This is a genomic window from Peribacillus sp. B65 (genome assembly GCF_058513295.1).
Map to the genome: position 1 here is coordinate 4871979 of NZ_CP195840.1, position 14923 is coordinate 4886901.

The 14923-nt window shown below is 41.9% G+C and carries 12 protein-coding genes; 6 read left to right on the top strand and 6 right to left on the bottom strand.

What is annotated here, in order from left to right; genetic code table 11:
- The first annotated feature begins 4 nt into the window (after nucleotides 1–4).
- A complete protein-coding gene (locus ACSR9O_RS23835; protein ID WP_101225697.1) occupies nucleotides 5–826 on the top strand; it encodes an ABC transporter ATP-binding protein in 822 nt (273 codons plus the stop codon).
- A 319-nt stretch (nucleotides 827–1145) separates the two neighbouring features.
- Here ACSR9O_RS23835 and nagE read toward each other — a convergent pair whose 3' ends face one another.
- The gene (nagE, locus tag ACSR9O_RS23840; RefSeq protein ID WP_491725221.1) at nucleotides 1146–3056 is read right to left on the bottom strand and encodes an N-acetylglucosamine-specific PTS transporter subunit IIBC; all 1911 of its coding nucleotides are present in this window, start codon (nucleotides 3054–3056) and stop codon (nucleotides 1146–1148) included.
- Nucleotides 3057–3355: 299 nt separating this feature from the next.
- Here nagE and nagA point away from each other — a divergent pair, with 299 nt between their 5' ends.
- From nagA to ACSR9O_RS23860, 4 genes are read left to right on the top strand one after another with little or no spacing between them, the layout of a single operon-like run.
- Nucleotides 3356–4534, top strand: a complete 1179-nt coding sequence (nagA, locus tag ACSR9O_RS23845; RefSeq protein WP_491725222.1) for an N-acetylglucosamine-6-phosphate deacetylase — start codon at nucleotides 3356–3358, stop codon at nucleotides 4532–4534.
- On the top strand, nucleotides 4534–5268 hold the full coding sequence (gene nagB / locus ACSR9O_RS23850) for a glucosamine-6-phosphate deaminase (protein WP_230178693.1): 735 nt from the start codon (nucleotides 4534–4536) through the stop codon (nucleotides 5266–5268). Before nagA ends, nagB begins: the two co-directional genes overlap by 1 nt.
- 15 nt (nucleotides 5269–5283) lie before the next feature.
- A complete protein-coding gene (locus ACSR9O_RS23855; RefSeq protein ID WP_101225693.1) occupies nucleotides 5284–6006 on the top strand; it encodes a GntR family transcriptional regulator in 723 nt (240 codons plus the stop codon).
- A gap of 34 nt (nucleotides 6007–6040) precedes the next feature.
- Nucleotides 6041–6763 (top strand): SIS domain-containing protein, encoded by a 723-nt coding sequence (locus ACSR9O_RS23860; RefSeq protein WP_260359303.1) that lies wholly within the window; start codon nucleotides 6041–6043, stop codon nucleotides 6761–6763.
- Nucleotides 6764–7345: 582 nt separating this feature from the next.
- On the opposite strand, the gene ACSR9O_RS23865 is transcribed toward ACSR9O_RS23860, so the two are convergent.
- The gene (locus ACSR9O_RS23865) at nucleotides 7346–10462 is read right to left on the bottom strand and encodes an MMPL family transporter (RefSeq protein WP_101225691.1); all 3117 of its coding nucleotides are present in this window, start codon (nucleotides 10460–10462) and stop codon (nucleotides 7346–7348) included.
- Complete coding sequence (locus tag ACSR9O_RS23870) at nucleotides 10462–10926, bottom strand: MarR family winged helix-turn-helix transcriptional regulator (RefSeq protein WP_101225690.1); 465 nt, start codon at nucleotides 10924–10926, stop codon at nucleotides 10462–10464. The genes ACSR9O_RS23865 and ACSR9O_RS23870 overlap by 1 nt, the downstream gene beginning before the upstream one ends.
- A 169-nt stretch (nucleotides 10927–11095) precedes the next feature.
- Here ACSR9O_RS23870 and ACSR9O_RS23875 point away from each other — a divergent pair, with 169 nt between their 5' ends.
- On the top strand, nucleotides 11096–11620 hold the full coding sequence (locus ACSR9O_RS23875; protein ID WP_491725223.1) for a YtxH domain-containing protein: 525 nt from the start codon (nucleotides 11096–11098) through the stop codon (nucleotides 11618–11620).
- Between the two features lie 156 nt (nucleotides 11621–11776).
- Here ACSR9O_RS23875 and ACSR9O_RS23880 read toward each other — a convergent pair whose 3' ends face one another.
- The 3 genes from ACSR9O_RS23880 to ACSR9O_RS23890 form a co-directional block, all read right to left on the bottom strand.
- Nucleotides 11777–12667, bottom strand: coding sequence for a peptidylprolyl isomerase (locus ACSR9O_RS23880; protein ID WP_101225689.1), 891 nt, complete (start codon nucleotides 12665–12667; stop codon nucleotides 11777–11779).
- 382 nt (nucleotides 12668–13049) lie between these two features.
- Entirely contained in the window at nucleotides 13050–14123 is a 1074-nt protein-coding gene (locus ACSR9O_RS23885) for an ABC transporter substrate-binding protein (protein ID WP_144480945.1), read from the bottom strand.
- Nucleotides 14120–14923 (bottom strand): ABC transporter permease, encoded by an 804-nt coding sequence (locus ACSR9O_RS23890; protein ID WP_034304873.1) that lies wholly within the window; start codon nucleotides 14921–14923, stop codon nucleotides 14120–14122. The genes ACSR9O_RS23885 and ACSR9O_RS23890 overlap by 4 nt, the downstream gene beginning before the upstream one ends.

The following is a 14923-nucleotide window of genomic DNA, read 5'->3' on the forward strand; positions in this document are numbered from 1 at the left end:
ATCAGTGAGTATTCTCCGCATGGAAAATCTAGAAACGAATTACGAGAAATTCACGGTGTTCAAAGACTTGAACTTGGAAATAAAAGAAGGCCTGGTCACTACCATCATTGGTCCTAATGGCTGTGGTAAATCCACATTACTGAAAACGATAGGCCGCATTCTAAAGCAAAAGAGCGGAAGCGTTTTTTTACAAGGTCAGGATTTACATAAGATCCATACGAAGCAGATTGCCAAGCACTTGGCTCTACTTCCCCAAAACCCGGTTGCTCCAGCCCAATTGAAGGTAGAGGAGCTTATTTCATATGGAAGGTATCCGCACCGCAATAATGTAAATAAATTAACGAAAGAAGATAAAGAAACGATTGAATGGGCCATGGATATCACCAAAACCCTTTCATTTAGAAACCGGGAGATCACAAATCTTTCCGGTGGTCAAAGACAAAAAGTTTGGCTAGCAATGGCTTTAGCACAGAAAACGGAGATTTTATTATTGGATGAGCCGACCACCTACCTTGATATGGCTCATCAACTGGAGGTTTTGCAGATAGTTGAAAAGCTTAATAAAGAACAAAAAATAACGACTGTCATGGTGCTGCATGATATTAACCATGCGTCCCGGTTTTCACATGAAATCATAACGATGAAGGAAGGAGAAATCGTTAAAATCGGTACCCCCACCGAAATCATTACACCTCCCGTTTTAGAAGAAGTCTTTCGTATTCATGCAAGGGTCATGATGGATCCTGCCAATGGGGCACCCGTTTGTTTTGGTTATGACAATTTATCACAGCAAGAAGTATATAAAGAAGCCGTTTCATCCAATTGAAAGGTGTGCTTCTAAAAGTGGTTCGGAAAACGTATATTTCATCAAATGATATTCCCGAATCAACTGACCCAAACCAACTCCTCAAGTTTGGTTTCCATCTGAATTTAAAAAACATAGTTGATTGGAGCGAGTGTGTGAGACTCAGCAGGCGCAAGCCAAGGAGGCTCCACGAGCGCCCGCGGAAAGCGAGTTTCTTGAGCGGAAATCAACATCCAAATTGTACAAGCCATAAAAAAACTGCAGGCAAACTCGCTTTTCTTTGAGTTTGTCCACAGTCTAAAGGGATGTCGACAATGTCGACATCCCTTTTTTGATAAATTTATAGTTTTTCCAACTTGATGATATCTGGTGTATTTTGTTTCTGGATCCCTGACTTTTGCAATTTCACTGCCGTTCCTTCAGGTAAGTTAGTGAATATAATAGGAGTGACCGTTGATGGGGCATTCCGTTTTATGAAATCTAAATCAATTTCCAAAAGAGGTGTTCCTTTTGTTAGTCTTTGACCCTCTTGTACAAGAGATGTAAACCCTTCTCCATTTAATTTAACCGTATCTAAACCAACATGGATCAAAATTTCCAGACCATTATCCATTTTCAATCCCAGTGCATGATTTGTCGGGAAGATACTTAGCACTTCCCCATCGATTGGGGATACTAGTTTTCCGTTGACTGGCTCGATAGCAAAGCCATCCCCCATCATTTTCATAGCAAACACTTGATCGGGAACTTGTTCTATCGGTAAAACGGTTCCTTCAATTGGAAGGACAAAGTCATTTGCACCCAAAGCTTGGTTTTCCTCTACTATATCCTCTGCCACTTGTGCAGATGGAATTGCTTTCACTTGGCTTGGGTCGACGCCATTCTTGACAAGTTGTTTCATTGCATTTGCAACGAATTCAACATTCGTTCCAACAATGACCTGCACACTCGATTTATTCAACTTCATGACACCGCGCGCACCATGCCGTTTTAAGGCTGCTTCATTCACATTTCCTGAATCGGCCACTTGTAAACGCAAGCGTGTTGCACAGTTATCAATTAGCTTTATATTCTCTTTACCGCCAAGATCTTGAATGAAAAGCGATCCCATATCGGTATATTTATCCCCTGTTTTCACAAGAGTTTCTTCTTCCACTTCTTCCTCATCGTCTTCACGGCCAGGTGTTTTTAAATCCATGACCTTGATGACAAAATAGAAAATCACGAAGTAAACTGCCGCGTATACCAATCCAATCGGTATTAACCATAGCGGTTTTTGCGCAATACCAAAGTTCAAGAAATAATCAATGGCTCCTGCGGAGAATCCAAAACCATGATGGATATCCAATATAACAGCAAGTGCCAGAGAGACCCCGGTTAAAAGGGCATGTATTACATATAACACCGGTGCGATGAACATGAACAGAAATTCAATCGGTTCAGTGATTCCTGTAAGGAAAGAAGTGAACGCTAACCCAACAAGCATCCCCGTCACCAATTTACGTTTCTCTTTCTTTGCAGCTGCAATCATTGCTAATGCCGCAGCTGGAAGACCGAACATCATGATCGGGAAAAAGCCGGTCATGAAGGGCCCAGCAGTCGGGTCCCCTGCAAAGAAACGATTTATATCACCTGTCGCTCCATTGTATTCACCAAAGACGAACCAAACCATACTATTCAAGACATGATGCAATCCTACTGGAAGCAATAAGCGATTCAATACGCCGAATACGCCGGCACCCAATGCCCCTGCACCTGTAATCCAGTCACCAACACTATTGATTACATCTTGAATCGGCGGCCAAACAAAACCGAATATTGCCGCAAGTATAATCATCGCAAGCGAAGTGATGATCGGGACGAATCGTTTCCCTGAAAAGAATCCAAGCCATTCAGGGAGTCTTATGTCGGAGTATCTATTATATAGAAGAGCGGCAACTATACCGGATATAATACCGCCTAAAACAGCCATGTTGATATCTTTATTAATCGCTTGTGTACCATTCGTTAAAACAAAGTAACCAACAAGACCTGCCAATGCCGCAGCACCGCTTCCATCTTTGGATAATCCAATCGCTATACCTAAAGCGAACAATATGGCAAGATTATCAAAAATGGCTTGTCCCGAGGCAGCCATAAATGGAATATTGAGTAAATCCGGTTGCCCTAAACGAAGCAATAAAGCCGCTGCTGGCAAAACAGCAATCGGTAACATTAAAGCCTTACCTATCTTTTGTAAAAAATTTAACATCGAACTCATCTCCCTTGTTCCTAACTTCTTTTGATTCAGCAGAACGAAAAGACGTATAAAGCGTTTTCATTTTATCAATATAATAACTTTTCTTTGGCTTATACTAGCACAGAAAATATATAGATGTCTATACCAATTCACTTAAAAATATACTATTTTCTTCGAAAAAAAAGCAAAAAATGCTTTTTTAATCCTGATATACCCCAACTGGTCTAGACAACTTTTAATAAAAACGATAAAATGAGGGCAAAATATATTGACTCATTCATTAAGTTTTACTTTCATAAAGGAGATTATGTATGAAAACATTCATTATTAATAATCTAATAGTTCATAGCGAAAAGGAAACATACAAAAATGGGTATATTAAAGTCGTGGATGGAAAAATTGCCGAAGTTGGTCCAGTCAGCCAATACAGACAGGATGATGATGCCGAGGTAATTACTCTTTCACCGGATTATCAGGTAATTCCCGGTGCGATCGACATCCACATTCACGGAGCATCCAATTCCGATGCAATGGATGCCACACATGAAGCATTATCCACAATGGCAGAGACTCTTCCCAAAGAAGGAACCACCAGCTTTCTGGCCACTACAATGACTCAAACTGCCGAAGCCATTGAATCAGCACTTCTTAATGCTGGTAAATATATCGAAAATCAATCTCAAGAACACGCTGAAATAATTGGAATCCATTTAGAAGGTCCTTTCATATCACCGGTCCGTAAAGGAGCACAGCCTGAAGAGCATATCGTTGACCCTGATGTCACTCTATTTAAAAGGTGGCAGGAAATGGCCGAAAATCAAATCAAGCTTGTAACGCTTGCTCCTGAACAACCAAACGGATTAGATCTTGCCGCTCACTTAAAGGCAACTGGCGTCGTCGCTTCCATTGGACATTCAGATGCAACATATGACCAAATCGATGAAGCAATCCAAGCAGGGACTACCCACGTTACACATCTTTATAATGGGATGCGGGGACTCCATCACCGTGAACCCGGTGTTTTGGGAGCTGCTTATCTTCGAGACGAGCTATATGTTGAACTTATTGCTGACGGCATTCATTGCAGGCCGGAAATGATCAAGCTGGCATATAACCAAATTACCAGCGAACGAATGATCTTGATAACGGATTCGCTTCGTGCCAAATGGCTTGAAAAGGGAACCTATGATTTAGGCGGTCAGCCTGTGTATGTTAACGAAACGAAAGCAACGCTTTCAGATGGTACACTAGCCGGCAGTATATTGAAAATGAACGATGCCATCAAGAACACAATGGAATATACCGATTGTTCCATGACTGACATTATAAAAATGACGGCGGAAAACCCTGCCAAACAACTTCGGATTTTTGACAGGAAAGGAAGCATCCAGGTCGGCAAAGACGCCGATCTTGTAATATTGAATGACCGCTTGGACGTTGAAATGACGTTCTGCAGAGGAAATATAGCTTTTAAAAAGGAGAATGTATAATGAATATCATACAAGTGCAGGACTACATGGAAATGAGCCGGACAGCCGCAGAAATAGTGATCGGAAAGGTCAAAGGAAATCCTAATATCAAATTGGGCCTTGCAACAGGCGGTACCCCTAAAGGAATGTACGATAATTTGATTGAAGATCACGTGCGCAATCATACATCTTATGAACATGTAACGTCTTTTAATCTTGACGAGTATATCGGCTTAAAACCAAATGATCCAAACAGTTACCATTATTATATGAATGACTCCCTATTCACTCACATCAATATAAATAAAGAGCGCACTCACCTGCCAAATGGCACAGCAGATGACACGAACGGAGAATGTAAACGGTATGATGAAATGATAGATTCCGTCGGAGGGATCGATCTTCAGATACTTGGCATTGGGCAAAATGGCCATATTGGTTTTAATGAACCTGGAACTTCCTTCACATCAGGAACACATGTCGTGACACTCGAGGATTCAACGCGCCAAGCGAATGCACGTTATTTCGATTCCATAGACGAAGTTCCTACACATGCCGTTACGATGGGCATTTCAACAATCATGAAAAGCAAAGAAATTCTGCTGCTGATATCTGGTGAAGAAAAAGCCGAAACACTGAAGAAATTGATACACGGTGACATTTCAGAGGAATTCCCTGCATCTATCCTAAAAAAACATAATAATGTTACAATTATCGCAGACCAAAAAGCGTTATCCGGAGTATTAATACCCTAAAAGGAGCGAAAGTCGATGATTGATAAAAACTCACCTCTTCCGATTTATTTTCAAATCGAAGAACAAATAAAAAGACAAATAGAAAACGGTGAGTTCCAAGCGCACGATGCCCTTCCATCTGAACGTGAATATGCCGAGCAATTCGGAATTAGCCGGATGACCGTCCGGCAAGCCATAAATAATTTGGTGAATGACGGATACTTATACCGTCAAAAAGGAAGGGGAACCTTTGTCGCCGATAAGAAGTTGGAGCAGCAGCTCAATGGGTTGACCAGTTTTACCGAGGACATGAAAGCCAGGGGTTTGAATCCAAGCAGTAAGCTGCTGAGCTTTGAAATCATTCCGGCCGATAAGAAGATTGCCAGTGAATTGCACATTTCCCTTTATGCTCCCGTTTATGAAATAAAACGCATTCGGTTGGCTGATGATGTTCCAATGGCGCTCGAGACCGTGTACATGTCTGCCAATTTAATTAAAGGATTAACGGAAGAAATCATTAACCTTTCTCTTTACCAATATGTGGAGAACTACGTTAAACTTAAAATAGACTATGCTACACAAACGTTGGAATCATCGATTGCTTCTGAATTAGAAGTCACCCATTTAGCGATTCCAAAGCACTCACCCATATTATTCATTCAAAGGCATACGTTCCTGATAGATGGAACTCCCCTTGAATATGTTAAATCGGCTTATCGTGCGGACAGGTATAAGTTCAGTATCAAAATAAGCAGATAAAATTGAATATTTTCAATCGGAGGGTGTCACATATATGAACTCATACTTTGAAGAAGTGCAGGCTTTACTCACAATTGTGGAAGAACAGGAAAAGCAATCAATTAAGGAATCTGTGGAACATATCGCAAAAGCAGTGATGTCAGATGGAATCATCCATTTATTCGGAAGCGGGCACTCTCATATTTTGACCGAAGAGGTATTCTACCGGGCAGGTGGGTTAGCAGCAATTCGTCCTATTTTCGTTGAGGATTTGATGCTTTTTAAGGGTGCTTCAAGATCATCCCAACTTGAACGGCAAAATGACCTATCAGAGAAATTCATGCATGATGAGGATATCCGTCCTGGTGATGTCTGTATCGTCATTTCATCATCCGGCGTAAATCCCGTTCCCATAGATGTCGCCACTATCGCAAAAGAAAAAGGGGCCTTCGTCATTGGACTAACATCACCGGAGTATGCAAAAAGTTGTCCTTCACGGCATAAACAGAAGCATTATCTCCACGATGTCGTTGATTTGGTCATAGACAATCATATTGCCAAAGGTGACACATTACTGAAATCAAATAATATACCTTTTGGTTCTGGATCGACCGTGGTCGGGGCCGTTCTCCTCAATATGATTTTCACGCAAGTCATCCAAACGATTATTGAATCAGGGGAGACCCCTCCCGTATTCCTAAGCAGTAATATCGAAGGGGCAGATGAACACAATCAAAAGATCATCGCGAAATATAAAACAAGAATCCCCCAATTATGAATCGGTTTAGCCACAAAGGAATACATAATTAAAGAAGGCATCCATGCGGATGCCTTCTTACTGTAGACAAACTCGAAGAAAAACGAGATTGTCTGCAGTTTTTTTATTTGAATATGTTTCCGGAGCCGCAGTTATTCGTCATCCGGAGCTTTTTTCGGCCGTCCACGCAGCTTTTCGTCCTTCAACACACTTTTTTTGGCCGTTCACGATTTTATTCGACCTACCACGCTCTTTATTCGACCGTTCACGATTTTATTCGACCTACCACGCTCTTTATTCGACCTACCACGCTCTTTATTCGACCGTTCACGATTTTATTCGACCTAGCCCACTCTTTATTCGACCGTTCACGATTTTATTCGACCTTCGCATTCCGAAGCATTTATTTTGCGGAACACTCCTTAAATTCGCTCCTTTTCACCAACTGTCTGCCAAGCTCTCATCAAAGCAAGCAATCTAGCGGAGTTATTCGGCCAGGAGTGTCGCAAATTTATTCAATCTAGGGAGGTTCCATCCATTCAAGAACCCCCATTCAGTCGAAAAACTGAAGGCATCCATTCGGATGCCTTCTTTAATTTAAGTTTATTCCTTATTTTTCAAAAACGGCCACCAATTCGCGTTTCCGAACGTCGCAACCATCACTGGAATAAACAATGGCAATATGACAAACGCATATAAAGCAAGCCCCACCAATATTAAAGTGGCTATCTCCAAGAGCGATAAAACTCCTGCTGGCATCATGGCAGCAAAGGTTCCGCCAAGAATTACGGCTGCCGAGATGATCACCGTTCCCATTTTTCTCATGGACAGTAACATCGCTTCCTTGACCGGTTTATCCTTCCATTCGTTAAAGCGATCCATCAAGAAAATGCTATAGTCAATGCCAAGAGCAATCAAGATGACGAAAGCAAAGAAAGGAACTGCCCAGCCGATGCCGGCGTAACCGAGAATATTAACAAAAAGCAACTCGGTAATGGCTGCCGCTGTATAATAAGTCAAAACGAGCGATACAATCAAATAGATCGGCATGACCAGGGATCGCAGCATGAAAAAGAGAATGATGGCGATACCCGACAGCATCAAAACGACCGTCCGTGAGAAATCCTCCTCAGACATCATGCCCAAGTCATGATGTGTACTTGTGATTCCCCCTATCGCCACTTGCGCATTTTCTAGCTTTGTATCTTTCGTTACTCTTTCAACGGTTGCCTCGATCGAATCAATTTGCTCGATTGCTTCATTGGAATATGGATTCGCCTTGAACACCACATCCATGGTCATGGTTTTACCGTCTTCAGATAAATACGCGTTCAATGCTTCCCCAAATTCTTCGCTTTCGACTACTTCTTTGGGAATATACATGCCTGTTACCGTTTTATCCGTTTTTGCCAGCCCTGATAAATAACCCTGTGCGGACGATAGTCCATCATGGACTTCATTCAGGCCATCGGCACTTTCATTTAAGCCATCTGTCAAATCAGTAAGTTGCCCGCCGAGGCTTGAAAAACCATTTAGGAGTTCTTGCTGCCCATTACTTAAGCTGGTAAGGCCTCCTTTAAATCCTGACAGATTATTTATGACTTCCCCCTGACCATTGGCCATCGTGCTTAGACCTTTTTGTAAAGTGTCAACACCTGAAATCAATTGGTTCAGGCCCTCCCCGAGAGATGTTTGACCGTTTACGATTTGTGCCATATTTTCGTTCGCCGTATTCAAACCGCCGGACACTGATCCAAGATTCCTATTTAGCTCGGCAAGGCCTGCTGCCATGGGCTCCAAGCCACCCTGTGCCCCTTGCACTGTTTGCTTGATCGTTTGATAGGACTGATCCGCCTGTAATTCTGGATGAGTGGCTTCCATTTGCTCAAAGGAAGGATTTAAGCCAGCAAGGCTTTGTGATACGCCCGTAAGATTAGTTTGAATCTCTTTGTATCCATCTGTGAGCCCACTTAGCCCATTAGCTGATTGTTTATAGCCTTCGAGGAGCTGTCCGCTTCCGGTGGCGAGCTTCTCCAAGTTTGCCTTGACCTCATTCAGTCCATTTTTTATATCCCCAGTCCCTGAAGAGCCATCGCGAATGCCTGCTTCAATGCTTGTTAACGCCTTCTCCACCTGGCCTACACCGCTCTTTAATTCATTGGTCCCGGATATTAGACCCCCTATTCCGTCCGTCGCTTGCTTCAACCGCGGTCCTGAATCTGAAAGCTCACTGCCTGCCGTTTTTAATCCATCACTTATTTGTTTAATGCCTTCATTTCCTTCTCCGATTCCCTTCTCCAAAGTTTCGGCCTGGTTCGCTACAAATAAATCCTTAATCGGTTCACCTGCCGGGCGGGTCATGGATCGAACTACATCGACTTCATCCACCTTGACGACTTCCTGGCTGATTTTTTCAGCAAGTGCGACGTACTCTTCCGAATCCATGCGTTCGTCATTCTTTATGACAATCTGTGTTGGCATGGATTGTCCCGGTCCGAATTCATCGGAAATGATATTAAATGCCATGATGGAAGGAACATCATCACCCGCTTCTTCAAGGGAGTTATATGAAATCTTCCCATCATACATAAACAAAAAGGGAACACAGACGATTGCAACGATCATTAGCGCCAACAATGGGCGGTTCATGGAGAAGTTACCGAGAATTCCCCATAGTTTACTTTCACTGTGCTCAAGTTTCCCTTTTGCCGGCCAGAATAGCTTTTTGCCAAGAACCGCCATGAAAAATGGAACGATCGTATAGAGGGCGATCATTAAAATGAAAACCCCTATGGCAACGGCCGCCGCAGATTGATAGAGCTTAAAAGTAGAAAAACCGATTGCCGCAAAACCAATCATTACGGTCAGCCCACTGAAGAAGACCGTCTTACCCGCAGTTCGGTAAGTCGCAACGATCGCTTCAGGCAATGACTCCTGTGACGATAGCTCTTCCTTGAAACGACTAAGCAGCAGGATGCAATAATCAGTCCCGATTCCAAATAAAATACCTACCAGGAATATTTGGGTGTAAGACGAAATCGGAAAGTCCCATTTATCCACCAGGAATGAGACGATGGATTGTGAGCATAAATAAGTGAAACCTACCGTTACCAACGGAATGATCGGTGCCACCACTGAACGGAAGACTATCAGCAATACAGCCAGAATGAAGACAACCGTGATGCCTTCAGTTTTCTTCAGCCCTTCTTGGGAATTGGCATTAAGATCTTCATCGATCATCCAGCTGCTTGTGTAATAATGCTCGACATCCACTTGCTCCAGCTTTTTATAAAGGGCATCGATCACTTCCTTAGCTTCTCGGTCCCCCTTGACCATCGTGATGGATGTCAAAACCGTCGTTTCATTCTCCGAGACCAACTGACCTTTTAGCGAGGGCTCTTTAAAATGGGTCATGACCTCTTTGATGCCAAGCTCTGCTTTATTCTTTTCAAGGTTTTGGATCGCTATCTCAATCTCTTTCAATTCCGAGGAAGACAGCTTCTTATCACCATGAAATACGAGGGCCACTTGTGACTCATCCTTATCCTGGATCTCTTTCATTAGCTCATTGGCCATCCCAGAGGAGTACTCTGCCGGTACATCCAGCTGCCCCTTATCCCGGACAAGGTCCGCCATATTCGGTGCCGCAAACAATAGACCTGCCGTAATTGCAACCCAAGCGATAATGACCAGCCATCTTCCCTTTATGATCCCCCTCATTATATTTCCTCCCATTCCTCATTCTTCATTTGTATGAAAATTTGTGCAAGCTTCTCATATGTATCAAGGAATCTAACGATCTCTTCATAATCGAATTTCGTCATGATGCTCTCTACCAACTTATGAATCTTATTTTCCGTTTCCTGTAACAATGCTTCCCCCTCTTTTGAAAGCTTCAAGTGAAAGACCCTTCGGTCAACCAGGTCCTGTTCCCGTTCTATCAATCCTTTGCCTTCCAGCCTATTGATGTTGGATGTGACGGCACTCTTATTAACATAAAAGGCATCACTGATTTCCGTCGATGTACACAACCGCTGTTGTTGAATGAACCGTAAAGTATAGTATTGTTCGTTCGTCAGCACATCACAAATCTGGTCTTTTATTAAAAGCTCCCCCATCTTATTGACATAGAAGGAAACCTTCATATATCGATCAATCAATCCAGTAACTTTTACATTAGTCATCGTTGCACCTCCCAATAAGTAGTTCAGTCATTTAACTATATGTAGATTACTATTGTTTTATTTATTATGTCAATCCCATGACAGTTTATTATTTCCAGTTTAACTTATGGTAAATAAGGGAAAACCCAAAGTAAGCATACAATCCACTATTCTAAAGGAGGAAATATAAATGACTCAATCAACTATCGAAACTCAAACGAATAGCAAACTTTTAAAAGGGATTCTAATCGGGGGGCTTGTTGGTGGTGCGTTGACCTTACTTGACTCCAACACAAGAAATAAAGTAAAGCGTTCAGCCGTCCTTTTAAAAGACAACTCCATGAATATGATAGAACAGGTCAAGGAAAATCCCGGCGAAATGAAGGAACAGATGGTATCAGGAGTCAAAGGGGCAACCGAGACGATTAAAGAGGCAATCAATGACGTCGAAACACTATATGAAACCGTCAATGAAGACGTGGTGGGTAAAGTATCAGAAGTAAAGGATATCTCCACTGATGCCCTTGGTACAGCGAAGGAAGCAACAAGTGAATTAAAAGACATCAGTTCAAAGGTGGTCGTAGCCGGTAAACAGCTGAAAGAAACGCCAGCACAATCATTGAAATCCGATATTGATAAAGGTGAAAAAGAGAGTGATGAAATCGTTAAAAATTCAGGATTATCCAATCAAAAGTCCATCTCATCCAACTTCTAATATATAAAAAAGCTGAGGCATTATGCCTCAGCTTTTATTATGGCTTGTACAATTTGGACGTTGATTGGAACGTAGGGCCAATTGGATTGGGGACATCATTCGATGAAAGGTACACCATTACCCTTTTGTTTTTTCATATATCCTTCACTTGATACCTTAGTTAGAGTCCTCCAATTTATTCGTTATCTCATGGTCTTTTTTCACTTCAGCTAACCAAACGGGATATTCCTCTTGTAATCTTTCAGAAAGAAGCGTTTCTTTAATTACATCTTTACTGTCTTCTAAATTAGCTTTTTTTGCTTCCTTCTTACCGGTTACTTTTATGATATGGTATCCATATTCGGATTTGACTGGATCACTGACTTTATTTATATCAAGATCAAAGGCAACATTTTCAAACTCTTCCACCATATCGCCTTTCCCAAAATACCCCAGGCTTCCACCGTTATCCGCCGTTTCGGTATCAGTGGAATATTCAGCTGCCAATTTAGCGAAATCACCGCCATCTGCGATTTCTTTCGCAACCTTTTTAGCCGTTTTTTCGTCTTCGACTAAAATATGACTGGCTTCCACTTGTTCCGCTTGAGCAAATGTATCTTTGTTATCTTCAAAATACGTACTGATTTCTTCATCCGTCACGGTAATTCTCGGTTCTACCAGTTTTTTCGTTTGCAGATAAACTACGATGTCCTTTTTTAAGGCTTCCATTGAAGAACCGCTTGCTTCCAATTGCTCTTTTAGCGACTTTTCATCACCATAGGACTCTACCATAACATCGATTTCTTTCTGGATTTCTTCATCCTTAATTTTAATCCCTGCTTTTTCCGCTTCCAATTCAACCAATTTATTCGTAATCAACAGGTCTAAAGTATCTGCTCCGTATCCCGCAACAAGCGCGTCATACAGCTCATCCTTATTGATTTTCTCGCCATCGATACTCGCCATTGTCTTATCCGTGGATGAAATCATCGCAAATGCCATGATCCCTCCAATGATTAAAATGCTCCCTGCCCAAATATATGCCTTCGTGCTCCTTAATAGTTTCATGAATACTCTCCCTTAATTTTTCTATAATGATAGCTTGGAATTATTAATTAATCCTTAAGATTTTAGTTCCACCTTCAATATGCACCAACACAATCATTATACTAACATACTTATATACCTACATATATTTTAGAGTATTTCCTTCTGCTACCATTTTACATTGAGACTTTGGTAGATCATTACAAAAAAAGATATTATACCGTTATTTCGCCTTTTGATAAATAGGTAACAGAGTGCAATTCGGCTTTCACTCGTGGGTTTGGAGCAAATACTCGTGAGTTTTGGGCTTTTACTCGTGGATTTGGAGTAAATACTCGTGAAACACATAATCGAAAAAGCATGGTGTACGGAGGGAATTCCTACACCATGCTTTTTTTGTGTGTTATTTACGATGCATCTTGAATTCAAGGAAGAGTTCGTTGTAATGGGCTAAGTTTTTCTTCCCCAGGTTTTCGTAAACTTCCAGTTTCTTTGTCAGTTCCGGAGATGGATAGAAACGTTCATCCTTCACCACTTCTTCAGGCATATATTTCAGTGCTTCTTTATTAGGTGTCGAGTAACTTACATATTCCGCGTTCTGTGCTGCAACTTTCGGGTCCAGCATGAAGTTGATGAACTGGTGAGCAGCATCGACATTTTTGGTTGTTTTCGGGATGACCATATTATCAAACCATAAATTGGACCCCTCTTTTGGAACAACGTATTCGAGATCTTCATTTTCAGCCATGATTTCAGAAGCGACTCCCGACCAAACAAGGCCAATCGCCGCTTCCTGGGCTTCCAATAGCATGCGGCTTTCATCTCCGACAATCGCTTTAATGTTCGGGGTGAGGGCATCTAGCTTGGATTTTGCCTCTTGAAGGTGTTCTTCATCTATATCATTCAATGAATAATTCAAAGAGTTCAGGCCCATGCCCATCACTTCTCTAGCTCCATCCGTCAAAAGGATTTCATTTTTTAAATCTTTATCCCATAAATCCGCCCAGGCCGTTATTTCCTTTCCACCGAGCATCTTGGAATTGTAAACAATTCCAACCGTTCCCCAGAAATACGGCACGGAATATTTATTCTCCGGATCGAATGGCAGATCGATGAATCGCTCATCGATATTTTTCAAATTCGGAAGCTTGGAATGATCCAAGGGAACGAGCAAGTCTTCTTGCCTCATCTTATCGATCATATACTCAGATGGAATGGCAATATCATAAGTCGTACCGCCCTGTTCGATCTTTGTCATCATGGCCTCATTCGAATCAAATGTCTCATAAATGACCTTTATGCCCGTCTCTTCTTCAAAACGTTCGATTAGATCGGTATCGATGTAATCTCCCCAATTATAGATGGTAAGCGTATTACTGCTCGTAAATCCCTGCGATGAATTCAATCTTGAAATCGCATATAGAAGCAAGGCCGATACGAGGGAGATGATCAAAAACATTTGGACAAGCCTTTTCATCGTTTCCCCCCCATTCCCGTTTGCCTTACACGTTGTGTTATAAAGTAATAAACGACAACCAACAGCAGTGTCACGACGAACAGCAGTGTCGACAGTGCATTGATATTCAATGAAATTCCACGGCGTGCCAATGAATAGATTTCCACAGAAAGAGTGGAGAAGCCATTACCGGTCACAAAGAACGTAACCGCAAAATCATCAAGTGAATAAGTCAATGCCATAAAAAAACCAGCAAAAATACCGGGTAGGATGTATGGAAGGATGACCTTCGTCAATACATCCCACCGGCTTGCCCCTAAATCCCGTGCCGCATCAATTAAAGTAGGGCTCATTTCCTGAAGTTTCGGAAGGACCAGAAGCACAACGATCGGGATACTGAAGGCGATATGCGACAACAGTACCGAGTAGAATCCAAGCTTGATCCCGGCCATCGTGAATAAAATCAGGAAGGAAGCACCGATGATCACATCGGGACTGACAATCAATACATTATTCAATGACAATACCGTATTCTTAGCTTTGCTGCTCGTAAAGGACCGAATTCCAATTGCCCCTATCACCCCGATGATCGTTGCGATCAGTGCAGATAATAAAGCAATCACAAGTGTATTCAATACAATGATCAACAGCCTTGTATCTTGGAACAGCTCCTTGTACCACTCCATCGTGAACCCTTTAAAGTCATACATCGTTCCACCGCTGTTAAAAGAGTAAAAGACTAAAAAGAAAATCGGTGCATAGAGTATGAGAAAAATCAAAACGAGAAACGCTTTTGATATTGGTGATAATTTATTGCCCAA

Excerpts from the sequence above, each read along its gene's own strand:
- nagE (WP_491725221.1), bottom strand. The coding sequence starts at position 3,056 with ATGTTAAATTTTTTACAAAAGATAGGTAAGGCTTTAATGTTACCGATT.
- nagA (WP_491725222.1), top strand. The coding sequence starts at position 3,356 with ATGAAAACATTCATTATTAATAATCTAATAGTTCATAGCGAAAAGGAA.
- nagB (WP_230178693.1), top strand. The coding sequence starts at position 4,534 with ATGAATATCATACAAGTGCAGGACTACATGGAAATGAGCCGGACAGCC.
- ACSR9O_RS23855 (WP_101225693.1), top strand. The coding sequence starts at position 5,284 with ATGATTGATAAAAACTCACCTCTTCCGATTTATTTTCAAATCGAAGAA.
- ACSR9O_RS23860 (WP_260359303.1), top strand. The coding sequence starts at position 6,041 with ATGAACTCATACTTTGAAGAAGTGCAGGCTTTACTCACAATTGTGGAA.
- ACSR9O_RS23865 (WP_101225691.1), bottom strand. The coding sequence starts at position 10,462 with ATGAGGGGGATCATAAAGGGAAGATGGCTGGTCATTATCGCTTGGGTT.
- ACSR9O_RS23870 (WP_101225690.1), bottom strand. The coding sequence starts at position 10,926 with ATGACTAATGTAAAAGTTACTGGATTGATTGATCGATATATGAAGGTT.
- ACSR9O_RS23875 (WP_491725223.1), top strand. The coding sequence starts at position 11,096 with ATGACTCAATCAACTATCGAAACTCAAACGAATAGCAAACTTTTAAAA.
- ACSR9O_RS23880 (WP_101225689.1), bottom strand. The coding sequence starts at position 12,667 with ATGAAACTATTAAGGAGCACGAAGGCATATATTTGGGCAGGGAGCATT.
- ACSR9O_RS23885 (WP_144480945.1), bottom strand. The coding sequence starts at position 14,123 with ATGAAAAGGCTTGTCCAAATGTTTTTGATCATCTCCCTCGTATCGGCC.